The following is a 16,110-nucleotide window of genomic DNA, read 5'->3' as shown; positions in this document are numbered from 1 at the left end:
AGACACAAACAAAAAAGCATATACTAGGCTATAGATTTACGATATTCTATCGGAGATTTATAGCCTAATTTTTGTTGAATTCGAATTTTATTATAGTAATTAATGTAATCTATAACTGTCTGTATTACAATAGATGTAGGTTCATTATTGAGCCTATCTAAATAGAACGTTTCAGACTTTAGAGAGGCATGAAACGATTCGATGCAAGCATTATCTGAGGGTGTCCCTTTTCGGGACATGCTCATGGTAATGCTTTTTCTTTGTACTTCTTCTTGATAACGATATGAGGTGTACACCGATCCCTGATCACTATGCAGTAAACAATCGGTTACTTCTGGAAGTTGTTCTAAAGTTTTAAGAACAAAATTAATATCTTGTTTTTCACCAATATTGTAAGCAATGATTTCACCATTATACAAATCCATGATAGAAGACAAATAAAGTTGCTTTCTTCCAAAAGGTAGATACGTAATATCTGTAACTAGCTTTTGGAATCGTTCATTAGAATTAAATTGACGATTTAGTTTGTTTTCAACAACCTTAAAAGGTTGTCCCATTTTTTTACGTTTTTTAACTTTCACTTTACAATTCCAGTTATATTTTTGCATGATACGTTGAACAGTATTTTTACTCACTTTTCTTTTTCTATTTAATAGGGCAGTAATTTTTCTATAACCATATCTATCCTGAATAATTCATACTTTGACTTCAAACCGTCTGAAACTGCCTAACGGCAGTCTTCATTTACTTTTTCATTTTCACCTGTTAAGTGATGCAAAAAGAACCCCATTCTGATATGGTAAAGGTGTCGAAACCAACCATAAGAAAGGAGTTCTTCTCATGACTAGCTTACACAAAAACCAGGTAAAATTCAATTCAAATTTGACTATTTCACATACAGGTGGTCGCTTATCGAGTGATTCGGGTTTGGTCTTAGTTAAAGAGGTGATGAATACCTTCGACTTTTCACACGTAGCTAAACAGTGGCTCCATATTAAAGACAAACGTGTTTACTTCACACATGATAACTTAGCGATATTAGAACAACTCATTATGCAGTTAATTGCTGGGTACTCGGCAGACTCATCAGCTAATCTATTAAGACAGGATCCAGTCTTTCAAGCTGTACTCGGTAAAAAAGAGTTGGCCTCACAATCGTCAATCTCACGGTTTTTAGATCGTTTCACCGAGGAGAACATGGATCAACTCCAAGCATTAAATCAGTCGCTGATTGATAAAGCGCGTTTGATTCGCAATGACACCGAGTTAATCATTGATGTCGATTCCACACATTCGGATACCTTTGGACGCCAAGAACAAACAGATTATAATGCCCATTATCAAACCTACGGCTATCACCCATTAGTTGCATTTGACGGATTGACCGGAGATTTCCTAAAAGCTGAACTGCGTTCAGGCAATCAGTACACGTCTAAAGGGGTAAAAGCCTTTATCGACCCGCTGTTACACCACTACAAGAGCACGTTACCTCATACCGAGATATTGGTTCGGGGTGACAGCGGCTTCGCCACACCAGAGGTGTATGAATCTTGTGAAGCAACTGAAAGCCAGTACGTTATCCGATTAAAGAGCAATCGGAGGTTAAGTCAGTTAGCTGAACACTCTGTTCTTTATGGGGATAATAAAAAATGGGAAGACCGAGAAATACAGTATTTTTCACTCCCTTATCAAGCACAATCCTGGTCAAAACCCCGTCGCGTTTGTATTCGATCAATCCGTGAAGCAGGAGAGCTTCTTTTTCACCACGCATTCATTGTGACGAATCTATCCGATAATGTCTCGCCTGAAGTCATATTCTCTCTTTACGGCAAGCGTGGAACAATGGAAAATTTCATCAAAGAAGCGAAATCAGGCTTTTATTTTGACAAAACAGATAGTCCGCGTTTCCTGGAAAATCATGTCAGAATGATGATCAGTGTCCTGGCTTACAACCTCGTCAATTTTTTAAAGACCATTGGATTTGAACAAGTGAATCGGGGGATGACGATTCATTCTATACGATTGACATTGCTTAAAGTTGCCGGAAAACTCGTTAAAACAGGTAGACAAGTCTATCTCAAACTGTCGAGTTATCATGTGTATCAAACTGAATTTTATAAGGTTTTTGAACGCCTACGGCGATCTAGGCAATGGATTTAGGCTAGTTATCGTAAAAATTTTTAACCTATTTTTCCAAGGGATCAGTCTGCCCTTAAATAGACAAATAATTTTTATTATAGCCTTCTTCCGTATATATCCTGTTCGAAAACACATTATTTTGGAAGAATGTATCTGCCTAATTTAAATATAGGCACTTTGTTCAAAAAAATAGCTTAAATTTAGAGCTATGAATTATTCAGGTCTATACTTATTTTCTAAACATAATTGTTGTATATCTAATTCTAAATCTGTTAATTGTCTAATTTTTTTATTTTTAAGCCAGCCATAGTAAGTAGAACGAGATATTTTGAATAAACCACATAACTCAGTAACGGTCATTTTTCCTTTCATACTAGAAACTAAATCTATAAATATTTTGGGTTCCACATCCTTTCCAATTCGTTGTACTTTTTTAGGATATCTAACTGCTGAGTTAAAAATCTATTCTCAACTTTTAATCGTTCTATTTCAGATACATATTCAGGTCCTTTGTTAAAACTATATTGTTTGCCAACTGGTTGAAGAAACCTATGTGTTTCTCCCTTTCTATACCAACGCCACCATGTTTCAACTTGTGTTTTATTTTTAATATTTAATTCTGTCATAATTTCTTTAGTTGTCATTCCAGATAATTTTAATTCAATCACCTTATTTTTTACTTCAATTGGATATGCCACTCTTGTTCCCATCAAAAAACACCTCCTGTTAAATTCATTTTAATTGAATTCAACAGAAAGTGCTTTTTTATTGTGTCTTATTATTTTGGGTCAGTTCAAAATTTATACTTCGCTCATCCTTTTTTTATGTTGTGTACTTAGGTAAAGTAATGCGTACAGTCGTTCCAACATTTAATATGGACGTATAAACAATAGCATCTTTAACTCCATAATATAAAGCAATTCGTTGTTTAACATTTTGAATCCCATAATGTTTTCCTTGATGAGTTAAAATAGTGGCAGCTTGCTCAGTTGCCATTCCTCGCCCATTGTCGCTAATTTCAAATTGTAAATGATTATTTAAAACTTTGCCACGAATGGTCAATTTACCACGTCGTTCATCTTCAATATGGTCAATTCCATGAAAGATGGCATTTTCAACAAATGGTTGAATCAATAAGGTAATAATTTCATATTGTTTAATTTCTTCGTCTACATCGATCGCTAAATCAAAAGAATGATTGTGCATTTTTAATTGGATTTTTGCATAGGTAATCGTTAATTCTAACTCTTTAGCAACCGATAAGCGACTTTTACCATTATTTAAGCTTAAACGATAAAATTGAGAAAGTAGCTGTGCCATCTCACTAATTTCTTGATTGCCTGTCAATAAGGCTTTGTTATTAATTAAGGACAAAGAATTGTAGAAAAAATGTGGATTAATTTGAGCTTGTAGTGCACGTAGCTCATGTTTTTGTTGTTTGATTTCAGATTTATAGACTTTATTGATAAGTTCTTGGATTTGATGAATCATCTGGTAGAAACTTTGATAGAGTTTACCTATTTCATCATTTGATTGATAGGTAGGTTTTAGATTTAAAGTATTCTCTGGTGAATCATTCATTTGATTCGCCAATTTTTGAATAGGTGCAACAACTGTCTTAGATAAGCCAATGATTGATAAGCTCAACATGACAATCGCAAATAAAAAAATCAAACATGCCACAGAAGCTAGCAAAAGTACACCATTATAAACAGAGTACATAGGTCGTGAAAAGGTAATTATCCAATCATTTTTTAATTGTTTTTGATTTTTAATTTGTGATTGGTTAAGCGTTTGCATTAAACGAGAAAAAAAGCTTAATTGTTCAGGTTGTTCATTAGAGAATTGAAATAAGTTTTCATTTTTTTCATTAGTGATTGTTAAACGATAAGGTTCATTGGATATATTATCTAGATTATCAAAAATAACTTCTGGTGACAGCTGGAAAACAATAATATTGGTATCAGCGTTCTTAGTAGAAAATAGTTGACTGTATAAATAAATTTGATTCTGTTTATTATCAAAAAAATAAGAAATATTGGTAGTGTTATTTAGCTTGAATTTTGAAGTAATATCACCTGGAACTATTTTTTTGACGTATTTTCCATGATCGTACAAATTAATGGAAGTATATAAGGTAATGTTAGCAATGGTATCTTGTTGTGAATAAATACTGCGAAACAAAGGGACAATTGTATTGGTATATAAGTCATATTGTTCAAAATTGCTCGGATTTTCAATAGATAATTCATCAATTAAAAATTGAGAACTTGTTAAAAAAGCAATGGCTTCTTCATAAGTAGTTAATCGTAAATTAATTTGTTGATACGTAGCTGTCAGATTATCTTGATTATTCGATTTTTCGCGTTCAATAATAAAATGTTGAATCGTTCCTATACTGAAAAAAGTAAGTAAGAGTAATGGGAAAAGACTTGCCGCAAAAGAAATCACAACAATTTTTCTTTGAAAAGGCAAGTTCTGGAAAAATGCTTTGAATTTAGTATTCATTTTCAATTATCCCCTTTATTTTTCGAAAACGTTCGGGTGTCACTCCAGTATATTTTTGAAAACTTTTAATAAAATACGAGTGACTGTTAAAACCTACTAACTGACTAATCTCACGAATACGATGATGGGAATGAATGAGTAACTCTTTTGCCTTTTCCATCCGTAGTTCATTTAAATATTTCGTAATTCCAATTTTTTCTTCTCGCTTGAACAAATCACTCAAATATTTGGGTGCAAGATGAACATTATTAGCTAAAATTTCTAAATTTAAGTCTTCTTGATAATGATTCCACATATAGTTTTTTGTTTCACGAACATATTCATTGGTCGTCTTATTCAAGTCATTCAATCGTTGTTGTGTTAATTGAAATAATTTTATGAATGCTTTGGGTATTTGCTCAAAAGTGGCGGCTTCTAGAATTATTTCCAAATCAGTTCTGACTTCCATAGGGGGAATTGCTACAAGTTCGACAATATTACGATACACTGTAGCAAAGAAAAATTTTACAATACTGGGTGTTTCGCTAGCTGCTTGCTCATACTGTGAAAATAAAAGGCTCATTTGCTTTTGAAGAGCTTCAAAATCTTGAAGATGGATAGTATTTTTTATTTCATTTAAAATATTTTCCTCTTTGACGATATCTTTGGTAGGTAATGCTAATCCTAATGTAGGTTGACTATCTATTTGATAGAATTTCTTTGTAATTTGTTCATTATGTTGTTGATAAACTTGGTAAATATCCAAAGCTTTATGAATACGTTGAGATAATTCAAGAGTTACTTCAATTCCTAAGTCTTTTTGAAGCTGTTGTACTAGCTCGCGTTTTTTTAAGACAGCCTCGTGAAAAGTAGAAACTGAGAGTAAGTAAACAAAGCGTGTTAAACTTGTTCGAATCAATACAGCATCCTCTACATAGAGATAAAGAAAATTTTCCAACTTTGCTGCTTCATCATGGTTGCTGTCGATTGTTAGCAGATATGTTGTTTTTGTAAGTAGAGGAAAAGCAAGAGACTGTTCTTCTAGAGTTAATTGTTCAAAAGAAATCCCACTAAACAATTTGATTAATAAATCCTGCTGATTAATTCGTTGTTGTTGTATACTTTCAATTTTTGTTTTTTTGATAGACGTAACTAATTTATCTAACTGTAAATAAAATTCTTCTGGATTAATAGGTTTTAGAAGATAATTTACTGCTTGTAAATCAAGTGCTTTTTTAGCGTAAGTAAAATCATCATAGCCACTAATAAATAATATGGGTAATTGTTGATGTTTTTTCCGAATTGTTTCAGCCAGTTCAATTCCTGTTGTAAAAGGCATTTGTACATCGGTAATCAATAAATCAATCTGTTGGTTAGTAAAAATATTAAGTGCTTCTTTGCCATTGGTGGCTTCATAAATTACCCACTGGGTTGAATGTTTTTCTAAAAGAAAATATAGTAGTTCACGTTGATCGAAATGATCATCCGCAATTAATACATGGTACATGTGAAAACCTCCTAAAAACTAGTTGAACAATTAAAAGTATAGTCTGAATTTCCTGTTCCTACAAATAAGAATGAATATTCTTGTTGAAAGCGCTTCATGTTATGGAATTTGTTTTATAAAAATGGAAAATGTGCTATTTATGCGATGAAAACGATTGCGTATACTTGTATTATCAAATAACGGAGGGATACAAAAATGAAAAGCTGGAAAAAGAAAACTTTATTTTCACTTTTAGCAATTGCACCGCTAGTTTTAACCGCTTGTGGTGGGGAAAAGACAGAAGAAGCACCTACGAATCAAGACGGGGATATTATTATGACTGTAGGTCAACAAACAGCTCCAAATTCAAAATTACCTCAAGGGGATAGTTACAGTGATAATGCCTATCGCCGTTTAGTTAAGGAAAAATTAGGTGTTGAATTAGAAAGCTCTTTTGAAGCGAATGGAGATGATTATAATCGTCAAGTTTCGTTGTCAATTGCTTCAGGAGATATTCCCGATATGATGGTAGTAGGACGAGATGAATTAGAAGAATTAGCCGATAATGGTCTAATTGCTGATTTGACTGATATTTATGCAGAACATGCCAGTGAGTATATTAAAGAAATTTATCAATCATTTGATAATGTTCAACTAGATGCAGCAACGATTGATGATCGTTTGATGGCTTTACCGGGAACAGCAAATGATTTTGGACCAAACTTAGTATGGGTTCGTCAAGACTGGTTAGATAAATTAAATATCAAGTTGGATAAAGATGGGAACCAAGCCATTACTTTAGATGAATTAGAAGCAACTGCTAAAGCGTTTCAAGAAGAAGATGCGGGTGGTACTGGGAAAACTAAAGGAATTGCTTTTGCCAATTGGTTGACTTCAGATAATCATGGTGGCTCAGGTTATACTGCTACAGCTATTTTAAATGCTTTTAATGCGTATCCTAAAACGTATTTAGAAAATGAAAAAGGTGATTTAGTTTATGGTTCTAACACACCTGAAATGAAAGACGGGCTAACTTATTTGAAAGACTGGTTTGACGCAGGTGTATTAGATGCTCAATTTGGTACAAGAACATATGATGATATCAATGCAATGATGGTCAATGGTGAGTTAGGAATTATTCCTGGACCATGGCATATGCCAGACTGGGCTTTAGTTCAAGCAAAAACAACGAATCCAAATGCCGAGTTTACTCCTTTTGCAATCGAGGACAAAGATGGCAAAGTGAATGGCGTTGCCAAACCAGGTGTTGGAAATTTCGTAGTCGTACGTAAGGGATTTGAAAAACCAGAACTTGTTGTAGAAATGATTGATTTGATTTTTGATGAAGTTGCTAATTCAAAAGACATTGAAAATGAATTTCCCGAAATTTATCAATATATGAAGCAAGCTGTGGATGGCTCTGTACGTCCAGTCAATATTGAGATGTTTAAAAACTTAAGTGAAATCGATGACGCAGTGATAGCATCGAATGCCGCTTTAGGAGAAACTGATATTGAAGATATTGATAGTTTTATTGTTAGAAATAATGCGAATAAAATTAAATCCTATCTAGACAATCCGAAAGAAGCTGATCCAACTGATTGGGCAGTTTATGCTTCACGTTTGCTAGCCGTAGATAATGTGATGAATGGTGTTCGACAAAATGGAAGTTTTAATGAAATACATCCAATTGCTATCTTTGAAAAAATTAAAGCAAATGAACGAAATGGTGCACAAGTAGCCAAGATAGAAGAAGAAACCTTTATCAAATTTGTTACTGGTGAAGAATCGATTGCTAACTTTGATGATTACGTAGAAAAATGGAATCAACAAGGTGGTCAGGCAATTTTAGATGAAATGAGTACAATTATCAAAGAAAATAAATAATTATGTCTGGAAGTGAGACTGTAACATAAGTCTAGTTAACAGTGAAATATCCGAACTACGTAGAACATTGCGACTGTATTTTTTGTTTCGTATCATTCGGTTACTTTATCTTGTTGTGACTTATGTCGCAGTCTCATCTTTATCAAAACAAGTAGAGGAGAAAACTATGAAGAGAAAAAAAGAAAATAAAGCTTGGTTTGCGAAAGACCAATGGCTATTTTTAGCAATGATTACTCCTGGATTGATTTTTTTAGCTGTTTTTTCATATGCACCAATGTTTGGGTTGATTATGGCCTTTCAGGATTTTGTACCTGCAAGAGGTTTTTTAAGTTCTGAATTTGTGTGGTTTGATAATTTTAAATACATACTTAATCTTCCTGATATTTGGCAAGTTACCTATAATACAGTTTTTATTGCGGTAGGAAAAATTATTTTTAATACGATTATTCCAATCGCATTTGCTATTTTATTAAATGAAATTCGTGTGAAGTGGATGAAAAAGTCTATGCAAACGATTGTCTATCTTCCACATTTTCTATCTTGGGTTATTTTGGCGTCTGTTGTAGTGAATTTATTTAATTTGGATGGTACTGTCAATCAAATTTTAACCAATTTAGGGTTGGATTCTATAAATTTTTTAGGTAGCAACAAAGTATTTCCGCATTTGTTAATTTGGACGGATGTTTGGAAAGGATTTGGTTATAATTCCATCATTTTCTTAGCAGCGATTACGTCGATTGACCCAGGGTTATATGAAGCAGCTACAATGGATGGGGCAAATTGGGGTCAAAAAGTGCGTCACGTTACATTACCAGGAATGATGCCTTTTATTATTTTAATGACAATTTTAGCTTTACCAAATATTTTAAGTGCAGGATTTGATCAAGTATACAATCTATATTCTCCTCCTGTTTATGCAAGTGGTGATGTCTTAGATACGTATATCTATCGAATTGGTCTAATTGGTAGAGACTATAGTTTGGGAGCAGCAGTCGGATTAATTCGTTCAATTATTGGCTTAGTATTGATATTAACTTCTAATAAAATTGCAGAAAAAGCGACTAATCGTGTGATGTTCTAACTAAAGGAGGGTATTTTATGAAGGAAAAATTTGGTGTACGTCAATTTGTTATTTACACTATTGTCATTTTATTAACATTATCTTGCTTGATTCCATTATTAAATGTTTTAGCGTTGTCGTTGAGTAGCTCACAAGCAGTAGCAGGAAATCGTGTCGGATTATGGCCGGTAGAATTGACATGGGCAGCCTATGAAAGAATTGTGAATGATACCCAATTTTGGCGTTCGTTTGGGATTTCTGTGTTTCGTGTACTTGTTACGTTGGTACTGAATATCGTTTTAATTGTTACATTGGCTTATCCACTATCTAAATCAGCTAAAGTATTTTATTCTAGAAAGTTTTTTATGAGTCTGATTATTTTTGCTATGTTATTTAATGGTGGAATGATTCCAACTTATTTAATTGTACGTAATCTGGGCTTAATTAACAGTGTTTGGTCTTTAATTTTACCAGGTGCAGTTCCGATAGGGAGTATGATTTTAGTTATGAATTTTTTCCGTGGTGTACCCAAATCCTTGGAAGAATCGGCTTTATTAGATGGCGCTAATGCTTGGGATATTTTATTAAAGATTTATATTCCCATTTCGTTGCCTTCGCTAGCAACAGTTTCCTTGTTTAGTATTGTAGGTAGTTGGAATGACTTTTTTGGTGGATTAATTTATATGACAAAGATTGAAAACTATCCCCTTATGACCTACATTCAATCATTATCAGTTAATATCGCAGAAACACTTCAAAATGCAGCTGGTTTATCTACAGAGCAGTTACAAAGTTTATTAGCTGTTTCTGATCGTAATTTAAATGCAGCTAAGATTGTTGTAGCAATTGTACCATTGTTAGTTATTTATCCATTTTTACAAAAGTATTTTGTACAAGGGATTGTAGTTGGAGCAGTGAAGGAGTAGAGAGATGATGGAAAATATATTTCGAATAGATGGGTTATTTTATCGAGTGATGATGAAAATTTGGCATCTATTACTACTAAACTTTCTGATTCTGATTTTTAGTTTACCACTCGTTACCATTGGTGCTGCTCAAACAGCAGGTTTTACAGTGACTACACGAATGATTACTAAAAATGAAATACATCTTACAACTACGTTTATATCATCTTTTAAAAAGAATTTTAAACAAAGTACAATGATGTGGGGAATATTACTAGTCATTAGTAGCATTTTAATTATCAATTGGAATTACGTCGTTCATTTTCAGCAACTGCATAGTTGGCTGGTAGTCGGTCTAGGCTTGGTAACCTTGTTAGTAATGAATATTTCTCAATATGCTTTTTTTTATCTTTCTCGTTTCGACGATTCGCTTCAACAAGTGCTGCGTAATTTGTTGAAATTACTGTTGCGTTATCCAATTAGTAGTTTACTTTTAATAGGTGTTTGGCTGGCACCAATTTTCGTGATGGTATTGTCTCCGTATGCATTTGTTTTTGGGATGTATATGAGTTGCTTTCTTGGTATTAGTTTTATTCATTTTTTAAGAACCTATTTATTATTGGCTGTTTTTGAGAAAATTTTAAAATAAACAAATAAGATTATTTATTACGAGAAGTAGTTTTTCCAATAACTATAGCAGAGATTACTGATTATTTGGAGCACTTAGTTATTTATGAAATTGCCACCAACGGACAACTTTTATCTACACAAATCAGTTGTTATGATGGTAGCTGGATTGGCTTTCCTAGTGATGAAGGTTCTTATTGTGCCAAAGGTAGTCGCTATTTGATGGAATATGTGGGGTTACTTTCTTCTGGCGTGTCAGTTTTTATGGCAGGAGAAGAATTCAATGCATCTTATCGACCGTTGATAAATTTGTCGTCCTATTAATTTGGTAATGGTATAACTAAAGGTGTTCGATGGTTATATGAAATTGGTTAGATTGAGAACAACTAAATGATTCATTGAAACATGCGATGCTTCAAGATGTAAAACGATTCATTCCTATTCGACATAAATATTCTCATTTAACTCATGGATTTAGAATGAATTAAATGGGAATGCCGTATGCAACTATGGATTATTCTGGCGAGGGGATTTTACCAATACGAGCAACGAATAATTTTAGTAGCGGCTAATCCACATATCGATTGAGCAGTTACGGTAACTTTTAATTTTGATCAGATTTTTTCTACAGATAAGAATCAAGTTGGAAATAAAATGGTGAGTCATCAACAACAGGAATTTAGCCTCCGTAAGTTAAACCATACACAATGGATAATTGAAGAAGATTTGGTTGCACGAGGAGATGGATTAGCTTTGGAAATACAAAAAGTAAACTAAAAAAGGTGGATGAGCAAAATTTACACTTTGCTCATCCACCTTTTACGTCGTTTGGCCCTGTAAAACTTTAACTGGTAATTTATATGCAGGCTCTAGTTGTTTGTCAGGGGAGGTGATACGCTGAATCAGCAATTCAACCAGCAATTCAGCTAATTCTTCAATTGGTTGTACGACAGTTGTTAAATGAGGAAAGTAATTTTGTATAAAGCGGGTACCATCATAACCAATTAATTTTAATTCTTTGGGAATATTTCGTTGTAGCTCTTGGCACAAATTATAAACAAGAGTCGCTGTTAAATCATCTGTACAAAATAAGCTGTCAATATCCTCTTCTTCTAAGATACGTTTGAGGCGCATTGTTTTTAAGGCAAGTGAATGTTCAAAAGATTCAAAACGATAGATATGTTCAGTTAATTTTTGTGTCTTAATAAAATCACGATAGCCGTGCAGACGATTATTTGTAGGGGAATCAGAAGCGTTACTACCAGTAATGATTCCAATTTTTTTTGCACCTTGTGAAAATAAATGTTCTGTCGCCAGATAACCACCTTGATAATTATCACCACCAACAATCGGAATGCTGTCTGCTAGGGCGCGATCAAAAGAAACAATTGGTAAATTCACTTGCTCATATTCTTTGATTCCTAGATTGTGAGCACCAGCAATAATACCGTCAACTTTATTTGCTGCAAGCATATTTAAATATGCTTGTTCTTTTTCTTTATTGTTAGCACTGTCGCATAAAATTGATTTGTAGCCACGCTCAAAAAATTTTGTTTCTAGTTTTTCAACCAATTCACCAAAAAATGGGTGGGCGACTGTTGGAAAAATTAAGCCGATTAGTTGCGTGTTTTTTCCTTGTAGCGAACGAGCTAATGAATTTGGTTGATAATTCAATTCTTTCATGGCTGCGTGGACTTTATCAATTGTTTTTTGACTTAATGAACCATAGTTATTAATCACGCGTGAAACAGTCGTTGGTGAAACGCCTGCTTTTTTTGCAACATCTGTGAGTTTAATTGCCATCGTCTGTACTCCTTAGTTTTGTGATGATGACCGTAATTCCCAGTATTTGCCAGTATATTCGCCTTGATCGCCTTCAATGAAGAGGTGGGTTTCGTCTGCTTGTGGGAAAACGCGGGAAGTTAATGCATATTCACCATTATTGACGAAAATCTCACAAATTGATTGATCGACAAAGATTTGAAGGTTCACTGCTTGATTTGGAGCAATTTCAATTGTCCGTGTGTTACCAAACTCTTCATTTAACGGTAAACTCACTTGAGAACGGTCTAAGATTATCTTACCATTTTTTGTATCAAAATGAAGCGCTAACTTATGGTTATTTTGTTCATCTGCAAAGAAAGATAGTGTCCCTTGACTATCTGCTGGTAAACTCATCTCAAGTTCATAACAATTTGTTGTACTTGCCACAATTGCTTGACGTGTTGTAAGTGTCCCTTGCACAGATGTTTGTGTTTGACGCAATGCTTGATGTTCTACAACAGGTTGTTGGTACAAGTGATTGTCTTGGATATGCAATTCACGAACTAAACTTAAGCAATGTGCCCAGCCCTCGGCATCTGTTGGATATTCTAATTCGGGTAAACCAGCCCAACCAACACTTAGTATGCGCCCATCAGGAGCGTTGAAAGCTTGAGTAGCATATAAATCAAATCCGTCATCTAAGTTTTGTAAAGGTTGTGGATTGATAATTTTTAAATTTTCACAGTCAAAACGCTCACCAATGACAACCATATTTGGATAAATATTATTGTAAGAGGCAACCTCTTTATTCATTCCTTGTGGACAGAAAATTAACACCGGACGTTCATCGATAAAGAGTAGGTTCGGACATTCAACCATGAAGCCCATTGATTCATTTGTAAAATCCAATTCTCCTAATAATGTCCATTCAGTAACATTTAGGCTTTGGTAAACCAGTACTTTGCCTTCTTCTTGTTTATTTTGAACCCCAATCACTAATAAATAACCGTCTTTATAAGGAATTACTTGTGGATCACGAAAATGTGTAGTATAGCCTTTTGGTGGAGCGGGAATCAAGGGTTCTTCAATTTTTGTCACTTGATTATCCTTGTCCATCCAAGCGCCTAGCTGATAAGCAGCGCGTTCCCAATTCTCACCGCGCACATTTCCAGTATAGGCCAGTAGCAATTGATCGCCTATGGGTAAGGCAGTCCCTGAATATACGCCATGACTGTCATATTGATTATCTGGAAGCAAACCATAACCTTCATCTTGCCAATCAACTAAGTTAGTAGAAGAAAGATGATACCAAGATTTTAAGCCGTGAACTGGACCGAATGGATATAGTTGATAAAACAAATGCCAACGTCCGTTAAAATAAGAAAAGCCATTGGGATCATTCAACAATCCCGAATTGGGTTGGATATGATAGTTCATATGCCAGGGGGAATCTTTTTTTGCTGTAATTAATTTTTGCGAATAGTCTTCTTCCCATTCTTCATAGGGACGATATCGCATTTCAGTTGTCCATTCCTTCATTATAAACAAGCTCCTTTTATAAATTCTTATATTAAAGATAGCTTTTTTTAGCTATTTTGTCAAACGTATAACAAGTAACTATTAGTTGATTTAACAATGAAGGCTGCGTTTTCTGAAATAATTTAAAAATATTTTGATAAACGTTTGACAATTTTTGTGAATGCGTTATAATGAAAATCAGAAAAGCGATTACATTTAAGGAGGAAATAAAATGGATCACAAAAAAGTTGCGTTAGAAGTGATTGAGGCAGTTGGAGAAGATAATTTGGTTGCAGCAGCTCATTGCGCCACACGGTTACGTTTGGTTTTGAGAGATTCAAGTAAAATTGATCAAAATGCATTGGATAACAACGATGATGTGAAAGGAACGTTTGAAACAAATGGTCAGTATCAAATTATTATTGGACCTGGGGATGTAAATAAAGTTTATGCAGAAATTGTTCAAGCTACTGGAGTGAAGGAAGCATCAACTGATGATTTGAAAGAAATCGCTACCAGTGGGAAGAAACCAAATCCTATTATGGCTCTAGCAAAAGTATTATCTGACATCTTTGTTCCGTTGATTCCAGCGTTAGTTGCTGGTGGTTTATTAATGGCAATTAACAATGTATTAACGTCTCAAGGGTTATTTGGTCCCCAATCAGTTGTGGAAATGTTTCCGGCATTTAACGATTTTGCAAGTATTATTAATTTATTAGCGTCGGCGCCATTTGCTTTCTTACCAATATTAGTAGGATTTTCAGCAACACAGCGTTTTGGTGGAAATGGTTATTTAGGAGCAGCAATGGCCATGGCCATGGTTATGCCGGACTTGGTCAACGGCTATGGTGTAGCAAATGCAGTTGCTGAAGGAACTATGCCTTATTGGAATATCTTTGGGTTACAAGTGGCTCAAGCTGGTTATCAAGGTTCTGTTTTACCTGTTCTGGCAGTTTCTTACATTTTGGCAAACTTGGAAAACTTTTTCCATAAACGCATTCCCAAAGTATTTGACTTTACATTTACACCAATGTTAGCAATTATTCTTACTGGTTTCTTAACTTTCACGATTGTTGGTCCAGTGATGCGGACGGTTTCTGATGGGTTAACGGATGGATTAGTTTGGTTGTATAGTACGACTGGAGCAGTTGGTTTGGGTCTATTTGGTATCTTCTATTCTTCAATTGTTATCACTGGTTTACACCAAAGTTTCCCAGCAATTGAAACAACCTTATTAGCAGATATTGCTAAAACAGGCGGATCATTTATTTTCCCAATTGCAGCAATGGCCAATATCGCACAAGGTGCTGCAACATTTGCGGTATTCTTTATTACAAAGAATGAAAAACAAAAAAGTTTGGCATCTTCTGCGGGGATTTCGGCAATGTTAGGAATTACTGAACCTGCTATCTTCGGGGTTAACTTGAAATTAAAATATCCGTTTGTTTGTGCGATGATTGCCTCGGGTATTGCAAGTGTATTCATTGGTTTGTTCCATGTTTTATCCGTATCAATGGGACCTGCTGGTATTATTGGATTCATTTCAATCCCAGCTAAATTTGTGCCAAGTTTCTTGATTTGTGCAGTGATTAGTTTCGTAATAGCATTTGTCTTAACCTTTGTTTACGGTAAAAAGAAAATGTCTGAATCAGAAGTAGCAGTAGTAGCGAATGACACAACATCTGTATCATCAGAAGCTTCAGTAACACCAGAAGTGACAAACAAAGCAGAAAAAGTAAGCTCTCCAGTGAAAGGTCAAGCAACAGCCTTATCGACAGTGAATGATCCTGTTTTTTCAAGTGAAATGATGGGTAAAGGGATTGCTGTTAAACCTGCAAGTGATGAAGTTTTTGCACCAGTTGATGGCACATTGACAGTGGTTTATGATACAAAACATGCTTATGGTATTGAGTCAGATAATGGTGCCGAAATTCTAATTCACATTGGAATTGACACGGTAAATCTAGCAGGTAAGCATTTCACAACAGCTAAAAAAAGTGGCGATAAAGTCAAAAAAGGTGACTTATTAGGTACGTTTGATCGTGCAGCTATCCAAAAAGCGGGTTACGATGATACAGTAATGGTTATTGTGACTAATACAGCGAATTATTCTGACATCGTTCCTTCAGGAAAAATAGAAGTGAATGCAGGCGAAGTAATTTTAGAAGCTAAATCATAAAAAGGAAAAAGCGGTTTGAAAGAAATCTTTCGAACCGCTTTTTCGAACACTCAAGCTA

The 16,110-nt window shown here is 34.4% G+C and carries 12 protein-coding genes and 1 pseudogene; 7 read left to right on the top strand and 6 right to left on the bottom strand.

The features are described from left to right. Positions 1-23 precede the first annotated feature (23 nt). Positions 24-683, bottom strand: a pseudogene (locus tag AC4BC5_RS04355) (IS3 family transposase); the annotation flags it as partial. A gap of 157 nt (positions 684-840) precedes the next feature. Between AC4BC5_RS04355 and AC4BC5_RS04350 the strand changes: the two are divergent. Beyond that, positions 841-2,160 carry an IS1380 family transposase gene (locus AC4BC5_RS04350; RefSeq protein ID WP_003140845.1) on the top strand — a complete coding sequence of 440 codons (1,320 nt, stop codon included), beginning with the start codon at positions 841-843 and terminating at the stop codon, positions 2,158-2,160. Positions 2,161-2,525: 365 nt separating this feature from the next. Here AC4BC5_RS04350 and AC4BC5_RS04345 read toward each other — a convergent pair whose 3' ends face one another. The 3 genes from AC4BC5_RS04345 to AC4BC5_RS04335 form a co-directional block, all read right to left on the bottom strand. Continuing rightward, the gene (locus AC4BC5_RS04345; protein WP_490496953.1) at positions 2,526-2,849 is read right to left on the bottom strand and encodes a helix-turn-helix domain-containing protein; all 324 of its coding nucleotides are present in this window, start codon (positions 2,847-2,849) and stop codon (positions 2,526-2,528) included. A 112-nt stretch (positions 2,850-2,961) separates the two neighbouring features. Then, positions 2,962-4,647, bottom strand: a complete 1,686-nt coding sequence (locus tag AC4BC5_RS04340) for a sensor histidine kinase (RefSeq protein WP_490496952.1) — start codon at positions 4,645-4,647, stop codon at positions 2,962-2,964. After that, entirely contained in the window at positions 4,637-6,133 is a 1,497-nt protein-coding gene (locus AC4BC5_RS04335) for a response regulator (protein ID WP_490496951.1), read from the bottom strand. The genes AC4BC5_RS04340 and AC4BC5_RS04335 overlap by 11 nt, the downstream gene beginning before the upstream one ends. 195 nt (positions 6,134-6,328) lie before the next feature. On the opposite strand from AC4BC5_RS04335, the gene AC4BC5_RS04330 reads away from it, so the two are divergent. From AC4BC5_RS04330 to AC4BC5_RS04310, 5 genes are all read left to right on the top strand, one after another. Further along, positions 6,329-7,999, top strand: a complete 1,671-nt coding sequence (locus AC4BC5_RS04330) for a type 2 periplasmic-binding domain-containing protein (RefSeq protein ID WP_490496950.1) — start codon at positions 6,329-6,331, stop codon at positions 7,997-7,999. A 166-nt stretch (positions 8,000-8,165) separates the two neighbouring features. Then, positions 8,166-9,080: an ABC transporter permease gene (locus AC4BC5_RS04325; protein WP_490496949.1), complete on the top strand. Its 915-nt coding sequence runs from the start codon at positions 8,166-8,168 to the stop codon at positions 9,078-9,080. 17 nt (positions 9,081-9,097) lie between these two features. Continuing rightward, positions 9,098-9,985: a carbohydrate ABC transporter permease gene (locus tag AC4BC5_RS04320; protein ID WP_490496948.1), complete on the top strand. Its 888-nt coding sequence runs from the start codon at positions 9,098-9,100 to the stop codon at positions 9,983-9,985. Between the two features lie 4 nt (positions 9,986-9,989). Then, positions 9,990-10,613: a DUF624 domain-containing protein gene (locus AC4BC5_RS04315; RefSeq protein ID WP_490496947.1), complete on the top strand. Its 624-nt coding sequence runs from the start codon at positions 9,990-9,992 to the stop codon at positions 10,611-10,613. Positions 10,614-10,678: 65 nt separating this feature from the next. Continuing rightward, positions 10,679-10,915, top strand: coding sequence for a hypothetical protein (locus tag AC4BC5_RS04310; protein ID WP_490496946.1), 237 nt, complete (start codon positions 10,679-10,681; stop codon positions 10,913-10,915). A gap of 495 nt (positions 10,916-11,410) precedes the next feature. On the opposite strand, the gene AC4BC5_RS04305 is transcribed toward AC4BC5_RS04310, so the two are convergent. After that, positions 11,411-12,394, bottom strand: coding sequence for a LacI family DNA-binding transcriptional regulator (locus tag AC4BC5_RS04305; RefSeq protein WP_490496945.1), 984 nt, complete (start codon positions 12,392-12,394; stop codon positions 11,411-11,413). Between the two features lie 12 nt (positions 12,395-12,406). Beyond that, a complete protein-coding gene (locus AC4BC5_RS04300) occupies positions 12,407-13,894 on the bottom strand; it encodes a sucrose-6-phosphate hydrolase (RefSeq protein ID WP_490496944.1) in 1,488 nt (495 codons plus the stop codon). A gap of 211 nt (positions 13,895-14,105) precedes the next feature. On the opposite strand from AC4BC5_RS04300, the gene AC4BC5_RS04295 reads away from it, so the two are divergent. Further along, the gene (locus AC4BC5_RS04295; protein WP_490496943.1) at positions 14,106-16,052 is read left to right on the top strand and encodes a sucrose-specific PTS transporter subunit IIBC; all 1,947 of its coding nucleotides are present in this window, start codon (positions 14,106-14,108) and stop codon (positions 16,050-16,052) included. The last annotated feature ends 58 nt before the right edge of the window (positions 16,053-16,110 follow it).

Source organism: Enterococcus sp. AMC2644 (genome assembly GCF_058216475.1).
This window is presented reverse-complemented; position numbering and strand designations above follow the sequence as displayed.